Source organism: Pseudomonas sp. R2-37-08W, from assembly GCF_003851705.1.
In the GTDB taxonomy this organism is placed as follows: Bacteria; Pseudomonadota; Gammaproteobacteria; order Pseudomonadales; family Pseudomonadaceae; genus Aquipseudomonas.
The window spans coordinates 2,221,557-2,248,056 of record NZ_CP027728.1; the positions used below are offsets into that span (position 1 = coordinate 2,221,557).

22 protein-coding genes and 2 pseudogenes are annotated in these 26,500 nt (G+C 61.6%); 13 read left to right on the forward strand and 11 right to left on the reverse strand.

Annotated features, from left to right (window positions below; translation table 11 throughout):
• Positions 1-79: 79 nt before the first annotated feature.
• Both C4J93_RS10430 and C4J93_RS10435 read right to left on the reverse strand, forming a co-directional pair.
• Entirely contained in the window at positions 80-1,534 is a 1,455-nt protein-coding gene (locus C4J93_RS10430; protein WP_124362218.1) for an aldehyde dehydrogenase, read from the reverse strand.
• Between the two features lie 38 nt (positions 1,535-1,572).
• Entirely contained in the window at positions 1,573-2,949 is a 1,377-nt protein-coding gene (locus tag C4J93_RS10435; RefSeq protein WP_124362219.1) for an aspartate aminotransferase family protein, read from the reverse strand.
• A gap of 212 nt (positions 2,950-3,161) precedes the next feature.
• Here C4J93_RS10435 and C4J93_RS10440 point away from each other — a divergent pair, with 212 nt between their 5' ends.
• Complete coding sequence (locus tag C4J93_RS10440; protein WP_124362220.1) at positions 3,162-4,124, forward strand: helix-turn-helix domain-containing protein; 963 nt, start codon at positions 3,162-3,164, stop codon at positions 4,122-4,124.
• Between the two features lie 66 nt (positions 4,125-4,190).
• On the opposite strand, the pseudogene C4J93_RS27655 reads toward C4J93_RS10440, so the two are convergent.
• From C4J93_RS27655 to C4J93_RS10450, 3 genes and pseudogenes are all read right to left on the reverse strand, one after another.
• Positions 4,191-4,715, reverse strand: a pseudogene (locus C4J93_RS27655) (methyl-accepting chemotaxis protein); the annotation flags it as partial.
• Between the two features lie 381 nt (positions 4,716-5,096).
• Positions 5,097-6,329, reverse strand: a pseudogene (locus tag C4J93_RS27660) (chemotaxis protein); the annotation flags it as partial.
• Positions 6,330-6,431: 102 nt separating this feature from the next.
• Positions 6,432-7,922 (reverse strand): MFS transporter, encoded by a 1,491-nt coding sequence (locus C4J93_RS10450; protein WP_124362222.1) that lies wholly within the window; start codon positions 7,920-7,922, stop codon positions 6,432-6,434.
• Positions 7,923-8,185: 263 nt separating this feature from the next.
• On the opposite strand from C4J93_RS10450, the gene C4J93_RS10455 reads away from it, so the two are divergent.
• The 3 genes from C4J93_RS10455 to C4J93_RS10465 all read left to right on the forward strand — a co-directional run bounded on the left by C4J93_RS10455 (position 8,186) and on the right by C4J93_RS10465 (position 12,568).
• On the forward strand, positions 8,186-9,634 hold the full coding sequence (locus C4J93_RS10455) for an APC family permease (protein WP_124362223.1): 1,449 nt from the start codon (positions 8,186-8,188) through the stop codon (positions 9,632-9,634).
• Positions 9,635-9,731: 97 nt separating this feature from the next.
• On the forward strand, positions 9,732-11,153 hold the full coding sequence (locus tag C4J93_RS10460; protein ID WP_124362224.1) for an aldehyde dehydrogenase family protein: 1,422 nt from the start codon (positions 9,732-9,734) through the stop codon (positions 11,151-11,153).
• A gap of 92 nt (positions 11,154-11,245) precedes the next feature.
• A complete protein-coding gene (locus C4J93_RS10465; RefSeq protein ID WP_177412824.1) occupies positions 11,246-12,568 on the forward strand; it encodes a hypothetical protein in 1,323 nt (440 codons plus the stop codon).
• A gap of 26 nt (positions 12,569-12,594) precedes the next feature.
• On the opposite strand, the gene C4J93_RS10470 is transcribed toward C4J93_RS10465, so the two are convergent.
• Complete coding sequence (locus C4J93_RS10470) at positions 12,595-13,353, reverse strand: IclR family transcriptional regulator (RefSeq protein WP_124362225.1); 759 nt, start codon at positions 13,351-13,353, stop codon at positions 12,595-12,597.
• Between the two features lie 291 nt (positions 13,354-13,644).
• Between C4J93_RS10470 and C4J93_RS10475 the strand changes: the two genes are divergently transcribed.
• The 9 genes from C4J93_RS10475 to C4J93_RS10515 all read left to right on the forward strand — a co-directional run bounded on the left by C4J93_RS10475 (position 13,645) and on the right by C4J93_RS10515 (position 23,121).
• A complete protein-coding gene (locus tag C4J93_RS10475; protein ID WP_124362226.1) occupies positions 13,645-15,186 on the forward strand; it encodes an acetolactate synthase large subunit in 1,542 nt (513 codons plus the stop codon).
• A gap of 11 nt (positions 15,187-15,197) precedes the next feature.
• Positions 15,198-16,688 (forward strand): aldehyde dehydrogenase family protein, encoded by a 1,491-nt coding sequence (locus C4J93_RS10480; RefSeq protein WP_124362227.1) that lies wholly within the window; start codon positions 15,198-15,200, stop codon positions 16,686-16,688.
• Positions 16,689-16,715: 27 nt separating this feature from the next.
• Positions 16,716-17,510, forward strand: coding sequence for an SDR family NAD(P)-dependent oxidoreductase (locus C4J93_RS10485; protein ID WP_124362228.1), 795 nt, complete (start codon positions 16,716-16,718; stop codon positions 17,508-17,510).
• Between the two features lie 12 nt (positions 17,511-17,522).
• Entirely contained in the window at positions 17,523-18,563 is a 1,041-nt protein-coding gene (locus C4J93_RS10490; protein WP_124362229.1) for a YCF48-related protein, read from the forward strand.
• Between the two features lie 11 nt (positions 18,564-18,574).
• Positions 18,575-19,042 carry a VOC family protein gene (locus C4J93_RS10495; protein WP_124362230.1) on the forward strand — a complete coding sequence of 156 codons (468 nt, stop codon included), beginning with the start codon at positions 18,575-18,577 and terminating at the stop codon, positions 19,040-19,042.
• 15 nt (positions 19,043-19,057) lie between these two features.
• Positions 19,058-19,660, forward strand: a complete 603-nt coding sequence (locus tag C4J93_RS10500) for an amino acid synthesis family protein (RefSeq protein WP_124362231.1) — start codon at positions 19,058-19,060, stop codon at positions 19,658-19,660.
• Positions 19,661-19,720: 60 nt separating this feature from the next.
• Positions 19,721-21,328, forward strand: coding sequence for a bifunctional 3-(3-hydroxy-phenyl)propionate/3-hydroxycinnamic acid hydroxylase (locus C4J93_RS10505; protein WP_124403729.1), 1,608 nt, complete (start codon positions 19,721-19,723; stop codon positions 21,326-21,328).
• On the forward strand, positions 21,325-22,104 hold the full coding sequence (locus C4J93_RS10510) for a 2-keto-4-pentenoate hydratase (protein WP_124429281.1): 780 nt from the start codon (positions 21,325-21,327) through the stop codon (positions 22,102-22,104). The genes C4J93_RS10505 and C4J93_RS10510 overlap by 4 nt, the downstream gene beginning before the upstream one ends.
• A gap of 75 nt (positions 22,105-22,179) precedes the next feature.
• On the forward strand, positions 22,180-23,121 hold the full coding sequence (locus tag C4J93_RS10515) for a helix-turn-helix domain-containing protein (protein ID WP_124362234.1): 942 nt from the start codon (positions 22,180-22,182) through the stop codon (positions 23,119-23,121).
• On the opposite strand, the gene C4J93_RS10520 is transcribed toward C4J93_RS10515, so the two are convergent.
• The 5 genes from C4J93_RS10520 to C4J93_RS10540 are packed head-to-tail and all read right to left on the reverse strand — an operon-like array spanning position 23,110 to position 26,497.
• Entirely contained in the window at positions 23,110-24,030 is a 921-nt protein-coding gene (locus C4J93_RS10520; RefSeq protein WP_124362235.1) for an ABC transporter six-transmembrane domain-containing protein, read from the reverse strand. The two genes, C4J93_RS10515 and C4J93_RS10520, sit on opposite strands and share 12 nt — an antisense overlap.
• Positions 24,018-24,380: a hypothetical protein gene (locus C4J93_RS10525; RefSeq protein WP_124362236.1), complete on the reverse strand. Its 363-nt coding sequence runs from the start codon at positions 24,378-24,380 to the stop codon at positions 24,018-24,020. Before C4J93_RS10525 ends, C4J93_RS10520 begins: the two co-directional genes overlap by 13 nt.
• 42 nt (positions 24,381-24,422) lie before the next feature.
• A complete protein-coding gene (locus C4J93_RS10530) occupies positions 24,423-24,632 on the reverse strand; it encodes a hypothetical protein (protein ID WP_124362237.1) in 210 nt (69 codons plus the stop codon).
• 48 nt (positions 24,633-24,680) lie between these two features.
• Complete coding sequence (locus tag C4J93_RS10535) at positions 24,681-25,772, reverse strand: ATP-binding protein (RefSeq protein ID WP_124362238.1); 1,092 nt, start codon at positions 25,770-25,772, stop codon at positions 24,681-24,683.
• Positions 25,769-26,497: a response regulator gene (locus C4J93_RS10540; protein ID WP_124362239.1), complete on the reverse strand. Its 729-nt coding sequence runs from the start codon at positions 26,495-26,497 to the stop codon at positions 25,769-25,771. Before C4J93_RS10540 ends, C4J93_RS10535 begins: the two co-directional genes overlap by 4 nt.
• Positions 26,498-26,500 lie beyond the last annotated feature (3 nt).

Sequence of the window (26,500 nt, forward strand, 5' to 3'; positions counted from 1 at the left end):
ATCAAGGCGTTGAAAACGCACGATTGAATGCCACCCTCCGCGGCCATGGCCGCGAGGATGGCAAGTGCAGTGACTGCTCTCAGGCAGGCAGCAGCACGGTGATCACTTTCTCCTCGGTGTAGACCAGCGCGCCGCTCAGCCCGCCTTCGCGGCCGATGCCGCTGGCCTTGACGCCGCCCCACGGCAGGTTGGCGTCCAGCGGGCTCCAGCAGTTGACGCCGATGGCGCCGACCTTTACCGCTGCGGCCACGCGGTGCGCGCGCGCTAGGTCGGTGGTCCACACCGTGGCGGCCAGGCCGTAGGCGGAGTCGTTAGCCAGTGCCACGGCTTCTTCTTCGCTGTCGAAGGTGATCACCGTGCCGACAGGGCCGAAGATCTCGTCCTGGGCGATCGTCATGTCATTGCGGGCATTGGCGAAAATCGTTGGGCGTACGAACCAGCCCTGGTTAGGGGTGGATACGCCGCCGGCCAGCAGCGAGGCGCCTTGGTCGATACCGAGCTGGATGTAACGGTTGACGCGATCAAATTGCGCTTTCTTGGCCACCGGCCCCATCTGCACGTCAGGCTGGCGAGGATCGCCGACCTTGACCGCGCGCGCGGCGTCGGCCAGTGCACCAGCGAATCTCTCGGCGAGGCTGCGCTGGACCAGGATGCGCGAGCCGGCTGCACAGATCTGCCCCTGGTTGGCGAACAGGCCCAGGGTGCAGCCGAACAGCGCCTCATCGAAAGGCGCATCGTCGAACACGATCTGCGGGCTTTTGCCGCCCAGTTCGAGTGCCACACGCTTGAACAGCACACCCGCGGTGCGCTGGATCTCACGCCCAGCCTCGGGGCTGCCGGTGAAACTGATCTTGGCCACATGCGGGTGTTCGCATAAGGCGCGGCCTACCTGGGCACCGTAACCGGTGACTACGTTAATCACGCCGTCAGGAAATCCCGCTTCCTGCGCCAGCGCCGCCAGATGCAGGGCCGATTGCGGGGTTTCTTCCGAAGGTTTGATAACCACGGTGCAGCCCGCCGACAGCAATGCGGCGAGCTTCCACACGGTGATCATCAGCGGTGAGTTCCACGGCACGATGGCGCCCACGACTCCCACTGGCTCGCGTACGGTGTACGAGAGGGTCTTGCGACCGAAGTAGCCGCCGGTGGGAATGGTGCGTCCTTCAAGCTGGTTGGCCCAGCCGGCGGCGGCGCGCAGGTTGGCGATAGCGTTGGGCAGGTCCATCCGGCGCGGTTCGAGCGGTGAACGGCCGATGGCGTCGGCGTCCATGTCGGCCAGTGATTCGCTGTCGCGCTCCACCAGGTCAGCGAGTTTCGATAACAGCCGGCCGCGCTGGGCGCCGTCAAGCCGGCTCCAGGCGCCACCTTCCAGCTGGGCGCGCGCCGCTGTCACGGCCCGGTCCACATCCTCGGCGGTGCCGCTTGCGCAACTGCCGTACACCTGTTCGGTCACGGGATTGATAAGGGGGATGCGCGCGCCGTCGCTGGCTTCGAAGGGCGCGCCCTGGATAAAGTGGTTCAGGTGCTGAGTCATGTGGATGTCCATGCGTGATTGTTCGGAGGTGACACGCCTCATGCCTTGAGGGAAGCCAGCGCATCACCAAAGATGTCCAATGCCTTGAAGAACAGCGAGCGTGTGATCGTCAGCGAGGGCATCACACGCATCACGTTGCTGTAGCGCCCGCAAGGGATCATCAGTACGCCATGGTTCATCAGGTAGCCCATGAGTTGGCCAATCTTGGCGCCCTCGAGCGGTGTCTTGGTGGCGGCGTCTTCCACCAGCTCGATACCGATCATCAAACCGCGGCCGCGGACTTCGCCAACGAACGGGCTGTTGAACCCACGGATACGTTCCTGCGCTTCCAGCCCCAGGGTGTGGGCGCGATCGAGCAGACCGAGTTCCGGGTCCTGCAAGATACTGATATTGGTCAACGCCACGGCCGCAGACAACGAGTTGGCGGCGAAGGTATTAGGCATCGAGCCGTCGGGAATCTGGGCGGCGAGGTCCGAACGCATGATCAACCCGGCCATTGGCAAGTCGCTGCCAATGCCCTTGCCGAAGGTCAGCATGTCGGGTTTCACACCGGAGTGTTCGACCGCCCACATCTTGCCGGTGCGGCCCGCACCGGACTGTACTTCGTCAACGATCAGCAACGCGCCGGCGCGGTCGCAGGCCTTGCGCAACAGTTGCAGGAACTCGGGGGAGGGCGGCACGTAGCCGCCTTCGCCCTGCACCGGTTCCACAATCACCGCGGCCACGTCATCGGCGGCGGTGTAAGGACTGTTCAGCAGGTAGTCCACATAGTCGCCAGCAATTTGCTCGGCACTTTTTTGCCTGGTGTCGAAGGGAAAGCGGTAGGCGTATGGGTAGGGCGCGTGAATCACGCCGCCCATCATCGGGCCGTAGCCCTTGCGGTAGGCTGTGCCGGTGGTCAGGGCGCCGGAGGCGTTCCACACGCCGTGGTAGCCGCCGTGGAAGGCGAGGATCTGGTGGCGCCCGGTAATGCGTTTGGCGAACTTGATCGCAGCTTCCAGCGCATCGCTGCCGCTTTGCGTGAAGAACGTGATGCAGTCGCCGCGCAGGCCGTCGGGCGCGATCTCGGACATCTTGGCGGCCAGTTCGGTGCGGCGGGTGCTGTTGATTTCCAGGGCATGCATCAGCACTTCGGACTGTTCGCGGATGGCTTGCACGACTTTCGGGTGGCAACGACCGACGCTGCTGACGCCTACGCCCGCAGACAGGTCGATGAAGGTGTTGCCGTCGGGATCCTTGAAGGTCGCGCCGAACGCGCGGTCCATGGCGATAGGCATGCGGCCGCCGCCACGCGCCATTGATTCGGTGCTCGCCGACAACGCCAGGGCCTCGCGGGTCAGGGGGCCGGGCAGGGTGCTGGAAATAATTCGCGGGGCATCCGCGAAGTGCAGGGATTCTAGTTTGGACTCGATCATGACGCACTCTCTGGGGTAGCGGTTTCAGTGTGTGGATCATTCTCATGGAGTGTCCTTGACCGTTAGCCCGAATCGGCAAATAGATGAATCGGCCGTCCGCAGTTTTCGACAAAGGGGATTTGAGAAGAAATTTCGCGGGATTTGAACTTTGTGCGAATATCGCAAAGGAATGCGAACTAAAAACAAAAATTGGCAGAGGCTTTTCGCACATCATGAGAAACCACCACATAAGCCATTTTCGTGATATCCATGTCCATGCGGCCACCGTTCAGGAGTGGAACCAGGATTACAGCCAGTTAACCGCCGGTCTGGCCGAAAGTTCGCTGATGCAGCTGACCACTGCGCGTTGCCACGTTTTCCGCGAGCAGATCAACCAGCGGGTGGTGCAGCGCGGTGTGGCGCCGCGCGGCAAGATGTGCTTCGCCGTGCCGATCAGCGTGCCGGGTTCGACGCGCATGCAGGGGCGCGAAGTGGATGACAGCAGCCTGTTCTTTCTGCAGGGGGGCGAGGAGTTCATGTTCCATATGCCGATGGGCATGGAGCTGCTGTCCATCACTTTCGAACGCGATTGGTTCGAACAGGCGCTGGCGCAGACGGCGTCGGCCAGTGAGATCACTCGGTTGCTGCGCCAGCCAGTGATCCGAGTGTCCGCCCAGCGCTTCACCCAGGCTCGGCTTCGATTGCTCGCGATGCTTTCCCTGGCTGAGATCGATGACGAACTCGACAGCGTGCGCGAGCAGGGGCTGGAACGGGCCTTGCTCGGTGAGTTGTTGCAATTGCTTACCGACCCGGCCTGTGACAAGCAGCAACGCAGTCCGAGTTCCACGCGCAGCTTCATTGTCGAGAAATGCCACCGGCTGACGACTGCCGAAATGATCAACGTGCCCAGCGTTAACGAGTTGTGCCAACGCCTGCAGGTAAGTCGGCGCACCGTGCAAAACAGTTTCCGCTCGGTAGCCGAGACCACGCCGCTGAACTACTTGCGCTCGGTCCGGCTCAACGGTGTGCGCCGCACCCTGATGTGTACCCTCGCGTCCCACCTTTCGATTGGTGATGTCGCCGCTCAATGGGGTTTCTACCACCTCAGCCATTTTGCCGAAGAGTACCAGACGCTGTTTGCAGAGTTGCCGTCCCACACTCCTCGCGCTGCCATCCCCGTCTGCGCGCGCGCCTGAACACCAGCGCGGCGGTGGAGCTGAGCGTACGCCTGGCCGCGCAGTGCGGTCGATGCCCGCTACGTTCTAGGCGCGGAACTGGTCCATCAGTTTCATTTGCTGGTTGGCCCGTTCGTTGAGCTGACTGCTGATCTGCGCCGACTCGGCGGCCTGTTCAGTCAGTGTCTCGGTCACGCCGCGGATGGTCGAGACGTTGCGATTGACCTCCTCGGCCACCGCGCTCTGCTCTTCCGCCGCGCTTGCAATCTGCAGGTTCATGTCATTGATGACCGTAACCGCGTTGCTGATTTTACCGAGCGCCTCCACGGCCTGATGGATCTGGCTGGCGTTGCTCTGGGCTTGAGTCTGGCTTGAGTGCATGGTTGCCACTACGCCACGCGTACTGGTCTGGATACGCTCAATCACCAAACGGATTTCCTCTACCGAATCCTGAGTTCGCTTGGCAAGGTTGCGTACTTCGTCGGCAACCACCGCAAAACCCCGGCCGCTTTCCCCGGCCCGTGCGGCCTCGATCGCGGCGTTGAGGGCGAGCAGATTGGTCTGTTCGGCGATGCTACGGATCACTTCCAGCACCGAGCCGATCTGTTCGCTGTTGATCGCCAGAGCTTCGACTTCAGTTACGGCCTTGCTGACATCACTGGCCAGCGCGTTGATGTCACGGGTGCTTCGCTCAATGATGGTTATGCCTTCTTTGGACGCCTGGTCTGCGCCCCGGGCCGCCAGGGCTGCGTTTGACGCGCTGTTGGCGACTTCGTGCGCAGTAGCGCTCATTTCGTGGGAAGCGGTTGCCAATTGATCAATCTCGCGAAATTGTACCTGCATCCCTTCGCTGGTCTGGCGCGCGATTTCCGAAGACTGGTCGGCGGTGCCGCGCGCTGCGGTGATGCTCTGCTTGAGCTGCGCGATGGTGGGTTGCAGTTTGTCGAGAAACCGGTTGAACCAGTTCACCAGTTCGCCCAGTTCATCTTTCTTGCGGTAATCCAACCGCTGGGTCAGGTCGCCGTCGCCGCTGGCAATCGCCTTGAGCATTCGAGCGACACTGTTGATGGGGCGTGTCACACCGGAGGCGGTGAACCAGATTAGTAGCAGGCCCAACAACCCTGCGCCGATGGCGACCAGCAGCGACTCCAGTATGTCGCGGGTTTGCGTCTGGTCAAGCAAGGCCTGAAGCTTCATTGAGTCCGCCAGCAGGACGCCCTTCGGCAGGTCGATAGCCACTCCCCACGCCGCCGCTTCGGGCATTGGCGCAACGGGGTAGACAGCGCGAATCAGGTCATCACGTGCCAGCACTACCGGCTTTTGTTGTTTCAATGCGGTGAGCACTGCTTTGCCATCCTCTGCCAAAGGAACGCTGATGTTTTTTCCGATCTGACTCGCGTCCGCGCTGTAAGCGGCAAGTACACCACTGTCGGAAACAATCAGCATGCGCCCTGAACCGTTGAACAGCGTACGCTGAGCATCGCTGGCGGCAGCTTGCAGAGCGCCGAGCGCGAGATCGACCCCAAGGGTGCCGACGACCTTGCCATCGGCGATCAGGGGCATCGACAGCGTGGTCATCAGTTGAACCTGTCCGGCCTGGGTGTCGGCATAAGGGGCCATCAGGCAAGTGCTTCGGGTATCTCGTGGGCAGGTGTACCAACTGTTATAAGGCGTGCCGCTGATGCTCAGTTCGGTTTTCTGCAAGTCGCTTTCAGGGATCAGGATATTCATCGCTTCGCCTGCGCCGCGATTCCAGGCGCTGGCAAACCGTCCATCTTCGTTGGAGGCGCGTGCGGCGTCGTTGGCGAACTCACGGTCTTTTCCATCCAGCGCATCAGGTTCGTAAACCAGCCAAAGCCCTAGAACCTGCGGATTGCGTTCGAACGTCGTCTTGAGCGCCAGGTTAAGTTCCTCACGCAATGTAGCGGCCGCCAACCCCCGCTGGGCGGCCATGGTGCGTAAGTTGGCCGCCTGGTCGGAAAAAGCGCTGATGATCTGCAGGCTATTGCCGAAGACTCTTTGCAGGTTCGTTGCCTGCTCCGCGGCCCTGGCCAGCAGCAGGGTTTCGCCGCTTTCGGTCAGCATCCTGCTGCTCGAGGTGCTGATCAACCGGTTGTTCTGGTTACCCTGATAGAGGTTCATGCCGACGATCAGGCCGATCACGCCAAGCAGGCACAAACCGGACAAGAGGACGATTTTCAAGCGGATGGAAAGGGCGTCGAGCATTTGGCTATCTCACAGGTGAACAGCGTGTTGATCGATCATCGGTTGGTTTGGGACCACCGACTTTTTATTGGATGTGTCACTACATCGGCTGCTGTCACCTATTCATGACAACAGTTTACGTGGCCTGACCAGCAGCGCTGCCATTAGCAACAATGCCGCACAGGCCGCCAGCACGGCGACGAAACCTGCGTCGAACGCCGCACGGGCTAACTCGGTCAGCATCGTGACGTGTTCGGGCGAAGACGTCGCGGCAACCACCAGCGCATCGTCGAGGCTCTCGAAGATCATGGGATTCAGGGCCAGCCATGGCGCAATCGTCTGGCTCGCCGAGTACGTGTAGATTGCCGATAACAGGCTGCCCGCCAGCGTCACGCCCGCGGCGCCGCCCAGTTCAAAGGATACTTCCTCAAGGGAGGCGGCCATGCCGGCTTTGTCGGCGGGCACGCTGAGCATGATCGTGCTGGACGCTGCGGTCAGCGCTGCGCCCATCGTAAAGCCCAGCAGCGCAAGGCTGACGATCTGCACTGGCGCTGCGGCGTTGTGCGCCAGCAAATAGGTGAGCATCGCAGCGGCTGAGAGCAGCAGCGTCCAGAACAGCATACGCTGCTCTCCCAGGCGCGGCAGGTAATGCCCGGCAAGCGGTCCGGCGACGAACGAACCCAGCGGCAGCGGCAGGATGAACAGCGCCGCCTCCAGCGGCGACAGGCCCAGCACCAGTTGCAGGCGCTGGCTGAATACCAGTTCCATGCCGATCAAGGCGGCGGCTGATACCACTGCTGAAATCACTGCATTTCTGAAGCCTGACGCGCGGAACAGCGTCAGATCAAGCATCGGCTGATCGGCACGCCGCTGACGTCGAATGAAAAGCGTCAGAAATAACGTGCCCAAGACGAGCGCAATCAGCATGGCTTCGAAGGAGGGGTGCCGTTTACCCAGTTCCTTGACCGCATAAGCTACGCTGATCAAGCCGATCATGACCTGCAGCGAACCCAGCCAGTCCCAGCGTCTTTGCGCATTCCCCGGGTGATCGGGAATCACTGTCGCTGCGAGCAGCAGAGCCAGCAGCACAATCGGTACATTGATGAGAAACACCGAGCCCCACCAGAAATGCTCCAGCAAAAGCCCACCCACTACGGGGCCGAATGCGGCGCCCCCGGAGGCTACTGAGGCCCAGATACCGAACGCCATGGCTTGCTCGCGCGGGTCGGTAAACGTCAAACGCACCAGCGCCAACGTAGCGGGCATCATCATCGCTGCGCCGACCGCGAGGAAACCACGGGCGCCGATCAATACGCTGGCCGACGGCGAGAATGCAGCGATCAGCGAGAACAGGCCGAAAACGCCCAGGCCACCGATAAACAGGCGTTTGTGCCCAAGGCGGTCCCCGAGGGTGCCCATGCCCAACAACAGTCCGGCGGCGACCAGCGCGTAGATATTAATGATCCAGAGCTTTTGTGACGCCGTGGCCCCTAGCTCTCGTGTCAGTGTGGGCAAGGCGGTATACAGCACCGTCATGTCAATGACGATAAGCAGTAATGCGCTGGAGATTATGGCCAGTATCAGCCAGCGGCGCTTGGAGTCAGTAAAGGGCATGGCTGGCATCCAGAATAGGGGGCTGGACCTAGCATGCCTGAATGCAGAGGGGCTCCGTTATCCCAAATCGGTCCTGAAGGCCGGTATCTGTCGGTCTGATGTGACACCGGCGATGTTACCGATTTGGGATAGCGGGTTGTTCGTGGGGGGGCATAGCATCGAATACAGCGTGCAATCCCAAAAACAAAAGCGCTACCTGGTACCGATAGCGCCTTGATCGGACCTACACCACAGCGACTGCCTCATACAATAAGGTTAAGAACATGAGTCTATCTATCCCGGTCAACAGCTCCACGGAGCTCAAGCGTGGCGCCTTGGGTGTCGGCTTTATCATCTTCTTCGTGATTTCGGCGGCGAGTCCGCTCAGCGTCATCGCAGGAGGATTCCCGATTGGCATCATGCTGGGCAATGGTGCCGGTACCCCGGCGTTGTTGTTGCTCGCCTTGCTGGTGCTGGTGGCGTTCTCGGTCGGCTACACCACCATGGCTCGCCACGTCACCAACGCCGGTGGTTTCTACGCCTTTACCTCGCGTGGCTTGGGTGGCCTGGCCGGAGGGGCGGCGGGTGTGCTGGCGATGTTTGCCTATAACATCCTGCAAGTTGGCCTCTATGGCATGTTCGGTGGTGTGGTCAGTGGCACCATGGAGAGCGTGTACGGCTTGGTGTTGCCCTGGTGGTCCTACTCGCTGATGGCGATGGTCAGCATCGCGATCCTCGGCTATCGCAAGATCGATCTGTCGGCCCGCGTATTGTCGGTGGTGGTGATTGCCGAATACCTGGCGATCCTGACCCTGGATGTCGCGATTCTCAAGACCGGCGGCGACAGCGGTGTCAATCTCGACTCCTTCACCAGCCGGCACGTGTTCAGCGGTACTCCGTCGATCGGCCTGCTGTTCTGCTTCGCGGCCTTTATCGGCTTCGAGGCCACTACGATTTACGGCGAAGAAGCGAAAAACCCACACCGCACCATTCCGATTGCCACCTACAGCTCCGTGCTGCTGATCGGCGGGTTCTACGCGCTGTCAGTCTGGTCGATGGTGGTGGGCGTAGGATCGGATAAAATCGTGCCGATGCTGCAAGCCTTGCAGGACCCGACCACCTTCATCTACGGCATGTCGGACCACTTTGTCGGCCCCTATCTGACGCAAATTATCCGCGTGCTGTTCATGGTCAGCATCTACGCCGGGCTGCTGGCGTTTCATAACGCCGCGGCACGCTATTTCTACGCCATCGGCCGGGACGGTCTGCTGCACAGTTTGCTGGGTACCACCCACCGTGTGCACCAAAGCCCGCATATGGGTTCGGCGTTGCAAAGTCTGATCGCCGCAGTCGTGGTGCTGATCTTCGCCGCCATGGATGCGGATCCGATCCTGCAACTGTTCGCCTGGTTCTCCAACCTCGCCACGCTGTGCGTCATTTTGCTCATGGCGATGACTTCGATCTCGGTGTGTGTGTATTTCCACCGGCATCCCGAACTCAACGTCGGCATCTGGCGGGGGCGTATTCTGCCGATTTTCTCCTGCCTGGCCTTGCTGATGGTGCTGGTGCTGGCGGTGGTGCATTTCGATGTGCTTACCGGCGCGAGCCAGCTCTTGTCCTACGCCTTATGCGCAGTCATTCCAGCGGCGCTGCTGGGCGGGGTTTTTCTCGCCGCGCGACTGCGCAAGGTATCGCCGCAGCGTTTTCTGGCGCTGGGCAGCCACAAACTCTGAGGCATTGAGCGATACCGTCTCACTGCACCTTGCACACTATAGACTGTTCGCTTGCCGGTGTCCGGCAAGGCTCGCCAGCGTTAAAGGAAGATGACACATGCACCACTACAAGATGCTTATCGATGGGGTTCAGGTTGCCGGTGAAAACGGACAGTTCGAGGTGATCAATCCGGCCACCGGCGCCGCATTTGCCCAATGCCCGGCCGGCTCGCTGGCTCAACTGGACGATGCGGTGGCCGCCGCCCAGGCGGCTTTCAAGGAATGGCGTCATGTTTCGCATGCTCAGCGCTGCGAGCGTCTGTTGGCGATTGCCGAGGATATCGAGCAGGGCGCCGATGAGTTGGCCCGGTTGATCGTGCGCGAACAAGGTAAGCCGCTGGAGCTGGCATTTTCCGAAGTCATGGGCGCCGCCGCCTGGACCCGCTATGCCGCCGAACAGCAGATTGGCGTGGAACTGGTGGAAGAAACCCCGACCCAGCGCATTGAGCTGCACCGCAAACCCTTGGGTGTGGTGGCTTCCATCACTCCGTGGAACTGGCCGTTCATGATCGCCGTGTGGCACATCATGCCGGCACTGCGCGCCGGCAACTGCGTGATCAGCAAACCGTCGAGCCTGACGCCGCTGAGCACCCTGCGCCTGGTGGAAATCATTGCGCGGCATGTGCCCAACGGTGTGATCAACTGCGTGACCGGCGAGCAGGGGTTCGGCAGTGCGATCACCTCGCACCCGGGGATCCAGAAAATTGTCTTCACCGGTTCCACCGCCACCGGCCAGAGCGTAATGCGCGGCGCGGCCACCAATCTCAAGCGCCTGACCCTTGAACTGGGCGGCAACGACGCCGCGATCGTATTGCCCAGCACCCCGGTGGAGGAGGTGGCCGAGGAGATTTTTCAGGCCGCCTTCCTCAACATGGGCCAGACCTGCGCTGCGCTCAAGCGTTTGTACATTCACGAATCCCAGTACCAGGCCTTTGCCGATGCGCTCACGCTAATTGCTGAACGCCAGGTGGTGGGTGATGGCTTGGAGCCCGGCGTCAACTTTGGGCCGGTGCAGAACCTCGATCAATTGCAACTGGTTGAAGCCTTGGTCGCCGATGCACGGGCCCAGGGCGCACGGGTGTTGTGCGGCGGCGCACGTCTGGACCGTCCTGGGTTCTTTTATCCGCCTACGTTGGTCGCGGATGTGACCGACGGCCAGCGTCTGGTGGACGAGGAGCAATTCGGACCAGTGCTGCCGCTGATCGCTTACAGCGACGTCGAGGATGTGCTGCGCCGTGCCAACGCCGGTGACATGGGCCTGGGCGGCTCGGTATGGGGACCGGAAGTCGAACAGGCCCAGGCCTTGGCCAGTCGCTTGGAAAGCGGCGTGGCCTGGGTCAACTGCCACGCCCGGATCCAACCGAACACGCCGTTCGGCGGCAGCAAGATGTCCGGCTTCGGCGTCGAGTTCGGCCTTGAAGGTCTGTTGGAGTTCACCGGCCAGCAGTTGCTGTTCGTCAATAAGCGCGCGGGCGAGTAACGCCTCGGCGAACCTGGCGCAGCGCGGCTGCGCCCCTGTTATGCCAATTACCTGAGACAGCCTTTAAAGGCGCACTTCAAGGAGCTTCGATCATGCGGTATCCCTCCACTTCATTTCTCAACGGTACATTGGCCTGTACCCTGACGCTCTGCGCCATCAGCCAGGCCCAGGCCTACGAGCTGTACAGCGATGAGAGCCGCCATTTCAACGCAGACATGACCGCCGTATTCGGTATGTTCAACAGCCGCAAGAACTATGACGGCACGTCGGGTGGCTCAACCTGGCGCGAAGGCTTTATCAAATACGGCTTGAGCGGCGACCAGTCCCTGGCGGGCAACGGCACCGCCTATGGTGCGTTCGCCCTGCTCAGCTCCGCCACTTGGGGCGACGGCGACCCGGCCGGCAACACTCTGGGCACCGAACGCACCACCAAAATCGAAGACGCTTACCTGGGGTGGCGCTCCGGCGATCTGTTCCCGGCATTGGGCCAGGACGGTGTGGATATTTCCGGTGGGCGCCAAGTGGTCAAGCTCGGCAGTGGCTTCCTGATCAACGACGACGGGCCGAACCTGGGCAAGGGCCCGGCCGATGGCAAGCTGAACCGGGGCGGTGCTTACTACCTGGCGGCGCGCCATGCTTTCGATCAGACCGCGTTCCTGCGCTTGGGCGGCAAGGATGGCCTGCATGGCAGCCTGTTGTGGCTCAAGTCCGACAACCGCGCCCAGGCTGAAACCGAAGTGGCCGCCGGTACGCTCGATTACACCACCAAGCCCGGTACCCTGGGGTTGACCTGGGTGCGTGGCATTGATGTGAATGATCGCTGGGCGAGTGATTTTCAGCGCCAGCGCAAGGGTATGAATATCTATAGCGTGCGCGGCGAAGGCGATGCGGGCCTGCCGAACGTCAGCCTGGCATTCGAATACGCCTGGCAGGACAAAGACAGCGGACCGGAAAAAGCCTGGTACGGCGAAGCCGGTTATACCTTTGCCGATGTGGCCTGGGCACCGAAGGTTACCTATCGTTATGCCCGCTATTCACAAAAATGGGATTCGCTGTTTACAGGTCTGAGCTCCGGCTACGGCACCTGGCTGCAAGGCGAAGTCGCCGGCAACTATGCCGGGCCGTTCAACAGCAACACGCGCATCCAGCATGTGGGTCTCAAAGCCACGCCGCTGGAAAACCTGACCCTGGGTGCGTTGTACTTCGACTTCGACACGCTGCGCAAAAGCGATGCGCTGAATCTCAGTGCGCGGGAGCTGGACCTGTACGCCGAGTGGGCCGTCAACCCACACTTGATCATCACGCCGCTGATCGGTCTCTACAAGCCAAAACAGGACTCCACTACGGGCGGAAACCAGGCTGTCGGCAATGGCACCAACCTATACAGCCAGGTGACCGTCGCCGTACCGTTCTGATCCACCCTGGCTGTCGCGCCTCAACTTCAGGGCGCGGCGGCGCCCGGCTGATTGCGCATGTTCTCGGCAATCCGTCGCGTGGTGTCCATCACCATCTCGATCACGGTTTCCTGGCGCAGCAGCCTGAAGCTTTGAGTACTGCCGACGGCGGATAAGCTGCCCACCACTTCGTCCATATCCGGCTGGATGATCGGCGCCGCGATGCCGGTCAGGCCCAGGTTGAGTTCATCGTGGGTCAGGCAATAGCCGTCCTTGCGAATCTTCTTCGTGGCCTTTGCAAAGCTTGCCCAGTCATAGGCACTTTCCGGGTCGCCGGCCATATGTTCTTCGAACAGGCGTTGCAAGCGCCGACCTTTCTGATAGGCGATTAACACCTTGGATTGCGCACCGCGAAAAAACGGCAGCGGGTGCCCGCGCCCGAAGGAGAAGTGGTAAGTGTCAGTCGGTTCGGCGATGTAGGTGTTGATGATGCGCCCGTCATAGAAAACGCTGGCGAACACCGCAAGGCCGGTCTGCGTCGACAGTTCATGCATCAGTTCGCGCCCGGCGAGAAGGATGGGGTCGTACTGGCGCATCATCCAGTCCAGCTCGATCACGCGGGGCCCCAGGCCGTAACTGCCGGCGTCCACGCGCGTCAGCAGCCCGGCGTCACACAGGTCCTTGACGTAGCGATACGCCGTGGCGCGCGACAGGCTCATGCGCTCGGCGATGGTGTCCGGGTCGATCTTCAACGTCTGTGGACCGAACAGGTCCAGGACACTCAACAACTTACTCAGACTGCTCATTTCGTTCCTAGAGAAGGGGAGGCGTGCGGGTAAGCACTATAGGCGAAAACGCCCCAGATCCAATGTGGAGCGGGGCTTGCTCGCGAAAACGGTACTTCAGTGACGGCTGTGTGGACTGACATGCCGCTTTCGCGAGCAAGCCCGCCCCCACACGTCATCACTCTATATTGAGAACGTATTAATTGCACATAATCTCAAAATAAGAGATTTAACTTAAATTAAATCTTGTTATGAGTGTCTTTATATGTGATAAATCTCATCAAAGAAAACGCTCAAGTGAGAGGGCTGACAATGAATGGCGCACAACTAATAGTGAATGCGGCAGCGGCAAGTGGTATCGAATACTGCTTCGCCAACCCGGGAACCACCGAGATTCCGCTGGTGGCCGCCATGGCCAGTGCACCCGCCCTCAAGCCGGTGTTGTCGTTGTTCGAAGGGGTGTGCACCGGCGCGGCGGACGGTTACGGTCGTATCGCCGGCAAACCGGCAATGACCCTGACGCACCTGGGCCCGGGCTTTGCCAACGGCATCGCCAACCTGCACAACGCACGGCGCGCCAACACGCCCATCGTCAATGTGATCGGCGACCACGCGTCATGGCACGTCAATTACGACCCGCCTTTGGCCAGCGACATCCAGGCCCTGGCCGGTACTGTTTCCGGTTGGGTACGCACCTCGCGCACCGCGTCCGGTGTGGGCGAGGACTTGCAGGAAGCCATGCGCGCCGCCTGGCAAGCCAAAGGCCAGATCGCCAGCTTGATCCTGCCCATGGACCTGCAATCCAATACGGCGACCCACAATGGGCAGTTCAGCCCGCTACGTGCGCCGGTCCGGCGCTTTGCCGGCGACCGTATCGAAGCCGTGGCCCAGGCGCTGCGCGATGGCCAGCGCCTGGTCTTCATCGTCGGTGACCAAGGCTTGTCAGTGGCCGGCCTGGAAGCGGCGGGGCGCCTGGCGCAACTGCCCGGCGTGCGGATGTTTGCCGAGACTTTCCCGCGCCTGAGCTACCGCGGCGGCGGCTTGCCCGACCTGGATCGCTTGCCGTATTTCCCGGAAGTGGCAATTGAGATCCTCGAGCAATACGACAAGGTTGTGTGCGCCGGTGTCGTGGAGCCCATCAGTTATTTCGGCTACGAAGGTATTCCGTCACGGTTGGCTGAGCGTGAGCGTCTGCTGTCGCTGGCCGAAGTGGGCGACGATGTGGCCGGGGCGCTGACCGCGCTGGCCGATGCGCTGGATGCGCCGGCCTATGTACCGACGCCGCAGGACATCCAGCTGCCGCCGGGCGAGGCGGCTTTGAGCCCGCAGTCGGTGGGGCAAGTGTTGGCCGCCGCGCTGCCGGACGACTGCATTGTCTCGGTGGAGGGCGGCACCTGCGGCTATCCGTTTTTCACCGCTTCTGCCCGTGCCGCGCGGCACCGTGTATTGACCAATACCGGTGGCGCCATCGGCCAGGGCATTCCGGTGGGTTTTGGCGCCGCACTGGCCGAGCCTGGCAACCGGGTGTTTTGCCTGCAATCGGACGGCAGCGCCCAGTACACCATTCAGACCCTGTGGAGCATCGCCCGCGAGCAATTGCCGGTGGTGATCCTGATTGCCGCCAACCACCGCTACGCGATCCTGCAGAACGAACTGCGCCGTTTCGGCATGACCGAGCTCGACCCGCAGGCGCTCAAGCTGACCGTACTCGACAGTCCGCGTATCGATTGGAAGGCCCTGGCCAAAGGGTATGGCGTGCCGTCCTGCACCGTACACACCAACGCCGAATTGCAACGGGCGCTGGCCAACGCCGCCGCCAATGCCGGGCCTTGCCTGATCGAAATGGCGCTGTGAAGGAGTCGACCATGAACCTGCTCCAATTATTGCCTGCCGTCCAGGCGTTCCTGGACCAGCCCGGCCGCCTGTTTATCGGCGGTACCTGGCAGGACGCCGCCGGCGGTCGTCGCTTTGCCGTGGAAAATCCGGCCACTGAACAGACCCTGACTGAAGTCGCCCAGGGCGATGAGCGCGATGTGAATGCGGCCGTGGCAGCTGCCCGCGCAGCCTTCACCGGCGCCTGGGCCTTGCAGTCACCGGCGCAGCGCGGTTTGTTGCTGTTTCGCCTCGCCGATCTGTTGGACCAGCACCGCGAGGAGCTGGCGCAACTGATCACCCTGGAGAACGGCAAGCCGATCGCCAATGCGCGCGGTGAAGCGGCCAGCGCGGCGAACATCATTCGCTACTTCGCCGGCTGGCCCACCAAGATCGAAGGCAGCACGCTGCCCGTCTCGCCGGCCAGCGGCGCGCCGATGCTCAACTACACCCTGCGCGAGCCGGTGGGCGTGTGTGCGCTGATCGTGCCGTGGAACTTCCCGTTGACCATGTGCGTGTGGAAGCTCGGTCCGGCGCTGGCCACCGGTTGCGTGGCGGTGCTCAAGCCCGCCGAGCAGACGCCGCTGGTGGCGATTCGTCTGGTGCAACTGATTGAAGCGGCAGGCTTCCCGGCGGGCGTGGTCAACCTGATCACCGGCCTGGGCGTCGACACCGGCGCGCCACTGGCGCAGCACCCGGACGTCGACAAGATCGCCTTCACCGGCTCGACCCAGGTCGGTCGGCTGATCGCCCAGGCCGCCACCGGCAACATGAAAAAGGTGTCCCTGGAGCTGGGCGGCAAATCGCCGAACATCATCTTGCCCGACGCCGACATCGTGCGCGCCGCCAAGGGCGCCGCCGATGGGATTTTCTACAACCAGGGCCAGGTGTGCACGGCCGGTTCACGCCTGTATGTGCATGCCAGTGTGCTTGATCAGGTGCTCGAAGAACTGCAGCGTCATGCCGCCGCCCACGTACTCGGCGATGGCCTGGACCCGGCCAGCAGCATGGGCCCGCTGGTGTCCGCGCGGCAATTGAACACCGTCAAGGGTTACCTCCAGCGGGGCCAGGAAGAGGGCGCCGAACTGATCTGCGGCGGCGGCCGTCCCGAACACCTGGAGCGTGGTCACTTCATTGCTCCGAGCGTGTTTTTGGACCGCGCCGAGCGCGCCTGCGTGGCCCGCGAAGAAATCTTCGGCCCGGTGCTGACCGTGATGGCCTGGACCGAAATCGACGAACTGGTGCTGCGCGCCAACGACTCGCCCTATGGCCTTGCCGCCGGCCTGTGGACCCGCGACCTGCGCTCGGCGCACCGCGTGGCCGCGCAGCTCAAGGCCGGCTCGGTATGGATCAATTGTTGGAACGTGGTCGATCCGGCCTCGCCGTTCGGCGGCTACAAGCAATCCGGCTGGGGCCGGGAAATGGGCAAGAACGTGATCGACGCCTACACCGAGACCAAAAGCGTCTTCGTCGATCTCGCCTGAATCGAACAATCACAAGAGGAAATGGCAATGGATCTGGAATTGAAAGGCCGTGTGGCAATTGTGACCGGCGGCGGCATGGGCATCGGCAAGGAAGTCGCACGTTTTCTGTCCGAGGAAGGTTGCAAGGTGGTGATCTGCGCGCGGCGCATGGCGTTCCTGCAACTGGCTGCCGAAGAGATCACGGCACAGACCGGTAATGAAGTGCTGCCGCTGTTCTGTGACACCAATGACATGAAGGCCGTGTCGGAGATGGTCGATGCGGCGTACAAGCATTTCGGCCGCATCGACATCCTCGTCAACGGTGCTGCCGCGCCGTCTGGTGTGGTACGCAATGACATCGAGCACGCCGGCGACGAGGAGTTGCTGTCGGACCTCAACACCAAGGTGATCGGCTACTTCCGTTGCGCCAAGGCCGTGACCCCGCACATGAAGGCTGCCGGCTTCGGTCGCATCATCAACATCGGCGGGCTCACCGGGCGCAGCAGCAAAGTGCTCTCGGGCATGCGCAACCTGGCGATTGCCCACATGACCAAAACCCTGTCCGACCAGCTCGGTCCGTCGGGCATCACGGTCAACCTGATTCACCCCGGCGTGGTGGATACCCCGCATATCCAGGAGCTGTACGAGCGCGAAGCGGTCAAGCAAGGCAAGACCGCGGAACAGGTTGAACAGGCCTACATCGACGCGACGCCGATTCGCCGCACCCTGGCACCGATCGAAATGGGCTGGCTGATCGGCTTCCTGGCGTCGCCGAAGGCTGGCGCGGTAACCGGTGAGTCCATCGGCATCGACGGTGGTTTGACCCGTGGCATCTATATCTGAGGAGTATCAGAGATGAGTAACGGAACCCTTTTAGTCGCCACCGTCGGGCAGGCGGTGATTCGCAGTGCCGACGATGGCAAGACCTGGCATCGTCTGGGCCTGGGGCAAGACCTGGAATTCGACGCGATCACCCGCTCCTTGAGCGTGCATCCCGACACGCCCGAGCGAATCTATGCCGGCACCGACGTGGGCTTGTGTGTCAGCCACGACACCGGTGGGCACTGGCAGCGCGTCGATTCGCCGTTCAACGGCGAGACGGTGTGGAAGGTCGCGGTGGACCCGCAGGATGCCCAGCGGATCTTTGTCGGTACCGGTGCGCCCTCGCGCGCTGTGCTGTGGCGCACCCTGGACGGCGGCCTGAGCTGGGATCGCGCGCCGGTGGAGATCCCGGAATTCTGCGACGGCGTCAGTCGCCCACGTTTGCTGGCCTTCGCCTACGACCCCACCGACCGCAATCAGGTGTGGTTCGGCCTGGAGGAGGGTGGGCTGTTCCATTCCCGCGACGGTGGCGACAGCTGGACTCGGGTTGATGACCGCCTGCTGTGGGACTTCAACTCGGATATCCACAACATCCTGGTGCTGCCCAACCATGGCGAAAAAGTCATCGTGGTGGTGTGCGTCAACGCGGTCTACCGCAGCCTTGATGAAGGCTTGACCTGGACCGGCATTGTTGGCCGGGAAGCGTTCGGCCTGTACTACATACGCGCCATGAACGCGCCGCCGGGCACCGAGGACACGCTGTACCTGAGCATTTCCGACGGCACTCCCGGCACCACCAGCAAAATCCTGATTTCCCGTAACGCCGCCCTCAGTTGGGAGGTATTGCCGCTGCCGCAGCAACCCAACTCCTGCGTCTGGGCCATTGCCTTCAACCCGGCCAACCCGCGCCAGATCGTGGCGGGCACCAAGTATGGGCACTTGTTCACTTCTGACAATGGTGGGGACGGCTGGCAGAAGCACTGGCGTGAATTCAGTGAGATCGCGGATGTGCTCTGGACGCCTGCCGTGGCGCAGATCAAGGCCGGGCATCAATCCATCGTCAAGAAAAACTGAGGAAATCGGTGATGAAAGTCAAAATCCTTCGGACTCACTTATCGCTATTTGTGAGTGATCCTGATGTGTCGGCGCGCTGGTATGCCGACATCCTGGGCATGCACGAAAGTGCCCGGGGCGAAAGCTGGGTCATGATGGCGTTTGGCACCAAACATCACGACATCGCCTTGATTCGTGCAGAACCGGGCGCCCATCAGGGCGGCCTGGGCCTGCAGCACTACGGATTGGAAATCGAAGGTGACATGACCACCTTGCGCCAGCTCTACGGCATGTTGCTGAAGAAGGGGGTGGAGGTGGTGAAAATTACCGATCATGAAATCGGCAACGGCCTGTATTTCAACGACCCCGATTGCAATCGCATGGAATTCTTTCTCGAGACAGAGCATGACGATGCGTGCGGCAAGGCCCGCTTCAAGGCCGCCCGTGCGCCGAGTCGCAACATCACGCTTGACCCCCTTGACCCCCTTGACCCGATTTGAACCGAGGTTCACCTGATGAAAACCGCGAATTTTGCCAGCTATCACATCCGCAAATGGTACAGCTTCATCGAAGAAACCCTGGCCAACGAAAGTGGCCAACTGGCCGATGGCGAGCCGCTGTTCAAATACGCCGTGGCTGCCGTGATCGCCAACCCTTATGCCGGGCGCTACAGCGAGGACCTCTCGCAATTGACTGAGCCGTCGCCGCTGCTGGGCGAAGAGTTCGGCCGGCGCATCAAGGCATTGGCCGGCGCACATGAAATTGTCAGCTATGGCAAGGCCATCCTGGTGGGCAGCGCGGGAGAATACGAGCACGGCAACGCGTTCCTCACCAACCCGGCCGCCGATCCGATCCGCGTCGCCCTGGGCGGTGGCAAGTCGTGGGTGCCCTCGACCGGCAAACGCGGCGGGCCGGGTTCGACCATCGACGTACCGCTGGCCCACAAAGACGCGCTGTACGTGCGTTCGCATTACGACAGCTTCTCCCTGACGTTCGGTGACGGCCCTTCGGCTGATGAGGTAGTGGTGATTTGGGCGTTCGCCACCCGCGGCCGTTTGCATGCGCGGTTGGGCGGCCTGAAGGCCGAGGATGTAAAAGGTATTGACGGGCTGCACTGATAAAGGCGCAGCATCAAGCAGTATTGGATCAAAACCACAACAAGAAAGCGGTGAATAGCGATGAAGCAGGAGAAGACCCAGGTTGTCATCGTGGGCGGTGGCCCCAATGGCATCACGGCCGCGCACTATATGGGAATGTACGGTATCGACTGCATCGTCCTTGAACTGGCCGACGGCATCCTGCCTTATCCCCGTGCCGTGGGCATGGACGATGAGGCATTGCGTGTGTTGCAGGGCATCGGTATCGCCGAACTGGCGGTACGCGACATGATTTGCGATGTGCCGCTGCGCTACTACAACGCGCGCGGCGTGTGTTTCGCCGAGGTCAAGCCAAGTGCTGCCCACTACGGCTGGCCGATGCGCAATATTTTCATGCAGCAACTGCTCGAAGGCACCTTGCGTGAGCATCTCGGGCAGCGCGCCAGCGTCGAGTTGCGCCAGGGCCACGAACTGCTCGAACTTGCGCAGGACGATCAGGGCGTGACCCTGCAGGTGCGCGGTGCCGACGGCGAGACCTACCAGCTTCAAGCCGACTATGTGATCGGTGCCGACGGCGGTCGCTCCACGGTGCGTAAAAAACTCGGTATCGAACTGCTGGGGCTGACCCATCCACGCAAATGGGTGGTGGTCGATACAGCCAACGACACGCTGGACGCACCCTACACCGCGTTGCATGCCGATCCGCAGCGGCCTTTCGTGTGCATCTATTTGCCGTACCAGCAGCGGCGCTGGGAATTCATGCTGATGGAGGGCGAGGACGAAGCGAAAATGTGCGAAGAGGCAACGATTCGCAAGCTGATCCACGGGCATATCGGCGATGCCGTAAACGACCTCAATGTCATTCGCATTCGTGCCTATACCCACCACTCGCGCGTCGCGGCGCGCTTTGTCGAAGGGCGTGTGGCGCTGGTGGGTGATGCGGCGCATATTTCTCCGCCCTGGGCCGGGCAAGGCCTTAATTCCGGCCTGCGCGATGTGGCCAACGTGGCCTGGAAGCTCGCGGCGATTATCCAGGGGCGTGCGGCGCCCTCGATCCTGGCCAGTTACGACCAGGAACGCCGTGGTCACGCCACTGAACTGGTAGCCCTGGCCGACAATATGGGCGCCGTCCTTGGCTTGACCAACCCGCTGATGGCAGGCGTGCGCGACTGGCTGTTCCAGGCAGTCAACAGCGTCGACAACCTGCGTTCGCACTTGCTGGAGTTCAAGTTCAAACCCAAGGCGACCATCACCAAAGGGCTGGTCTATCACGAGCGGGCCGAATTGCGTGAGGATGATCTAGTCGGGCAACTGTTCATCCAACCGAATATCGAAGATGCGCAAGGTCAGCGCCGGCGCCTGGACGAAGTCCTCGGCAACAGCTATGCCGTGCTGGGTTACCGCGTGAATCCGCGCGAGCACCTCAGCGAACCGATGGCGGATTATTGGGCACGTTGGGGCACCTGTTTCATCCAGGTCAACCGGTCGCGCAGCGGCGTGGGCCGAAACCAGCCGTTGACGGCCAGCGACGCCGTGAGTGTGGAGGACGTGGATAACCGCCTGGGCGAATGGTTCTCCAAGGTGCGTGACTGCATCGTGGTGGTGCGTCCGGACCGATTTGTCGCGGCGATTACCACTCCGGAGCGGCTTGATGGCGTACTGCGCAAACTGGCGGAGCAACTTTCATGAGTGGCGCCAACGCACTGCTCGGCCAACTGTACGAGGCCTGGCGCACCGCCCAGCCCATTTCACCGTTGCCGCCCGAGGCGCTGGACCGGCTGGAAGGCTACGGTCTGCAGCTTCAGGGGCTGGCACGGCGCCAGGCCGGCGGCGAGCGGCTGAGCGGTTGGAAGGTCGCCTTTGCAGGCCGCGCGGCGCAAGCGCGCTTTGGCCTCGACGAGCCGGTGTATGGCGGCCTCACGGCGGTCATGGAGGTCGAGCCGGGCAGCACGGTGTCATTTGAGCGGTTGATTCAGCCCAAGCTTGAGGTCGAACTGGCGTTTGTGTTCGGGCGCACGCTGGTAGCGGGCGACTACGGGGATGAGGAGATTCTGGCGGCCATCGCCGAGGTGGCGCCGGCGTTCGAGATCGCCGACTGTCGCTGGCAGGGCTGGCATTTCGGGCTTGGCGCGTTCCTGGCCGATAACGCCGCCGCGGCACTGTACTGTGTAGGGCAGCCTGTGCCGTTCGATCCTGTCCGGCATGCGTGCGTGGCGTATCACTTGGAGCATGAGGGTGTGTATCTGGGCAGCGGCGATACCCAGGACCGAGAAGACAGCCCCCTGTTCAACCTGTGCTGGCTGGTGCGGCGCTTGCTGGCCGATGGTCATCGCGTAGAGGCCGGGCAGGTGGTGCTTTCCGGTGCGCTACTGGCGCCGATGGATATTCACCCAGGCACTTATCATCTGCACATGCTTGGCACGGAACTGGCTTTGGTTTTCCAGGCGGACGTTGCGCCTGTGTAACGCCAACCGATGTCACGGATGACTGAGCCACCTTCAGGCCAAAAGCAAGAACCCGGCCGCCGAGGAATGACGAATATGCTCGCTGAAGTCCGAACCTTCAATGACTCTCAACAGCACGCCGGCTCGATCCAGGGTTGGCAGCAGGTCTATGACCAGCTCGGTCGCGGCTGCCTGACCAGTGAGCTGCGGCAACTGACCGGTGATCGCTTCCAGATCTTCCAGGAGGTGCTGGACAAGCGGGTGGTGCAGCATGGCCGTTCGCCCCAGGGCCGCTTGTGCGCAGCCATGTCACTGGGCAACCCTCCGGTGGTCCAGGGGCAACGGGTAAGCGCGCAAAGCGTGGTGCTGCTGCGTGATGCCGAAGAGTTCGTGCTGCATGCGCCGCAAGGCACGCATTTTTTTGCATTCAACGTCGATGCCGTGCGTTTCGCCAAACTGGCGGCTTTCGAGTTATCCAATGATCAGCTCAAGCGTTTGACCAGCGTGCCCGCGCTTAACGTGGATGAACCGTCACTGCTGCGCATTCGTCAGCGCATTCACCTATTGTTTCGTCACTTTCTGGAACACGCGGACGCCATCAGCCCGGCGTCGGAAAAAATCCTGGAAGATGAGCTGCTCGGTGCGTTCCTCGATCTGTTCACCCACGCAGGCGACGAAGTGCGTGGCCGGCGTGGCAATTTCGCGGTCAGCGCCTATTTGGTCAGACGCAGCCAGGAATTGATCATTGCCAGTGGCGATACCCCGCTGAGCATCCTGGACCTTTGCGAGCAGTTGCGCGTCAGTCGCAGAACCCTGCAGAACAGTTTTCAGGCAGTGACCGGTATGCGGCCAGTAGAGTACTTGCGCAATTTGCGTCTCAACGCGGTCAGGCGACGCCTGATCGCAACCTGCCCGAGCAAGAAAAACGTCGGTGAAATCGCCGTGGCCATGGGTTTTTTTCACCTGAGCCATTTCGCCACGCATTACCGCGAGCTGTTCGGCGAATCGCCGTCGGAAACGCGCAGGTCACCGCGCTGAATCCGCCAGGCCTGGGTCCACCCGCTTGCCGATGTCCTTGAGCCGCGCCAGTTGGTCGATCATCGAAGGCGCTTCATCCAGGCAACTGACGAAGGTCCACAGGTAGGTCATCACCGCGTAGATATGCCCGGCTTTCACCGCTGGCGCCAAGGCCAGTTGGGTGATCGCGACCACGAACAGCAGCGCCGCCAGAATGCCAATGGACAGGAACGCCACTGCTTCACGGTCCGATAGCCCGATGCGCAGCCGCGACAGCACCTGATAGTGGCGGTGCAAGGTATGCGCCCCGACCGTTTCCACCAGGCCGATTTCCTTTTCCAGCCGATTGTTCAAGCGCTCATGCAAGCGTTGGTTGCGCCGCGCGAAGCCCGGCATGAGCGTGACGCATAGCAGCAACGCCAGCAGACAGGCCAGGCCGACCCAGGGCTCGATCACCAACAGCATGCCCGCCGCCCCGACGATCGACACCAGCGCGGTGGCGATTGTCGGCACGTGCTTTTCAAAAAAGTCGACGAAGTCGCGCGCCAGCACCACCCGCGCCGCCGCCTTGGAGGTGCTGTGGCGTTGCAGGCGCTGGTTGAGAATTACCGGTACCGCAAGGTCGGCGTAGATGCGCGTAAAGGTGCGCGTATCCAGCGCCCGCCGCGCCGCGCCAACCACCCAGAAGCCCAATACCACGGCGGCATACCACAATGCACTGGCGGCATCGCCGCGGATGATCGAGTCCACGGCAAACCCGGCGAACAGCGGGTAGGCCAGCAGCAGCGCATTTTCCAGTGCGACCAACGATAAGGTGCCGAACAATTTACCGGGATAGGCCCTGGCGATGGCCTTGAGGGTCTGGCTGGCAGATTGCTGTCCCAGTTTTTTACTTTCTTCGAGCAGAATCGGCGGTGTTACGGATGCCATGGTGCACCTGTGTCGCGCGTTGCGCGTTGATGAAAGTCGCGGGAGATGCCGAGCCGATGACGCGCTTCGTCGGTCATCAACAACAGATCGATCTGGACTTCTTCGATGATGATTTCCAGGGTGATCAGGATGCAGATGGTCGGCGCTGTCAGCAGCCAGTGATAATAGGATTGGGTTATCAGCGATGCACATACGCCCAACAGCCACAGGGCCAAGACACAAGAAGGCGCGTACTTTTGCAGGGGAATACAGAAGCGCTGCACCTTTTTGAGTTTGAATGTGTAGAGCGTCAGTGACGCTTCCAGTTGTTTAAGGGCGATAGGCATCCGCGCTGAATGCAGTGTCGGCATAACAGTTATCCACGTTGGAACGTTAAACAAGGGTGCCAGGCATTACACGGTGTGGCTGATCGCTGCCCGGCGTTCAAGGCCTGGCAGCGTTTGATTGAGCCAGGCGAGATTGACTGCTTCGACTTCCATCCATTCACCTCTGTTGGGGATTTCTTCGCAACTCATGAATGCGATACAACGTCCTTGTAGGTCCAGTAAGGCAAAGTGGCGATATTTAATTGCTCTTTTGAATAAAGAGATACGGAGACGCATGCCATCACCTTGGTGGGTGTTAATAGAGCAAACTTCGCTTCAAGGTTGTCAGGGTTCGATATTCAAAAGGGTTGCCGTTGGCCAACTGAGTTCAAATAAAGTGCCGCCATTTACAAGTGTTCGACAGGCCACGGCGCCGCCATGGGCCAGCGCGATCGAACGCACCACGGCCAGGCCCAGGCCACTGCCGCCCTGGGCGCGGGAACGCGAACTGTCGCCACGCTGAAACGCATCGAAAATAAGGGCGGCGAACGGCTCGTCGACACCCGGACCCTCATCCGCGACCCTCAGGAAATTGCCGCGCTCGTCACTGCCGAGCTGAACGCTGACGTTGCCCGGCGTGGCATGCCGGCGGATGTTGTCCAGCAGTGCCAGCAAGGCCTGGCGGATGCGGGCGGGATCGCAGTGCACGGGGCCCTTGCGCAGGTCCAGCAGCAGGACGAAACCGGCACTGTTCAGGCTGGGTTCGAACAACCGCGCTTCGGCCTCCAGCGCGTCGGCCAGCTCGACATGCTTGATTTCCAGCTTCAGGTAGCCGTTATCCCCCATGCCCACCACGCGCAGATCTTCAACCAGGCGCGTCAACCCTTCGACCTGGCTGAGGAGACTATAGAACTGCGAAGTGTCAGGCTTGAATACACCCTCGGCCAGGCCTTGCAGACGGCCGCGCAGGATGGTCAGCGGGGTGCGCAGTTCATGGGCAATCGCGGCGTTCCAGAAGGCTTGTTCTTCGGCCATGCGTTTCAATCGGTTCGCCATGCTATTGAAGTCATTCACCAGGCGGGCAGCTTCGCCCGGAGAAACGTCTGGCGCCACTGCCCGTGCATCCAGGTCGCCGTCGGCCAGGCTGCGCAGACTGGCCGCCACCGAGTTCAGCGGCATGAGAATGCGTCGGGACAATTTGACGGCCACCGCCACGCCGACGCCCAGGCTGACGCAGGTAATCAAGCTCATCCAGGCCCATTCTACGCCACTGGGCAACCATTCATCCGCCTCCAGCTCCAGCTGCGTCGGGGGCGACAGGGTCCAAAGCAATGCATAGAACACGTAGGTGCCGACGACCGCGAGTGCGATTACACACAGCACCACGGCGGTCATCGACAAGATGATCTGCCGGCTCATGCTGTTGCTGACGTTCATGCCTGGCTCCCGAACCGGTAGCCGACGCCCCGGATGCTGGCCGGCACGCCGCGCATGCCGAGGTCTTCGATCTTGCGGCGCAATTTGCTGATATGGCTGTCGACCGTACGCTCCAGGCTGTCGCTCTCAGGTGAGCAGAGCACCAGCAGTTCGGCGCGGCTGAACACTCGACGCGGCGACTTTGCCAACTGCGCGAGCAACCTGAATTCGGTCACCGTCAGTTGCAACGGCTGTTTTTGCGTGCCGATGCGCACGCTTACCTCATGGTTGTCGATGTCGATCTCGAATGGGCCGACGCGCAGCACACTGTGGCCGCTGCCATGTCCCTGATCGGCGCATCGGCGCAGTACTGCCTGGACCCTGGCGATGACCTCCGCCGGGTTGAAGGGTTTGACGATGTAGTCATCGGCGCCTATGCGCAGCCCCATGAGCTTGTCCATGTCCTGATCCTGGGCCGTCAGCATGATCACCGGCGTGTTGCCGCGATGACGAACTTCCGCCAGCACCATCCAGCCGTCCAGCTTCGGCATCAGCACATCGAGCAGCACCAGATCGGGCTTGAGCGCCTGATGCAGCTCAAGCGCGCGCCGCCCGTCCTGCGCATGCACGGTTTTAAAGCCGGCGCGCTTGAGATAGGCCGCGAGGATATCGGCAATCTCCGGCTCGTCTTCGGCGATCAGGATCAGCGCCTGGTTGGCGCTCGATGCAAGGGATGATTCAGTCATGGT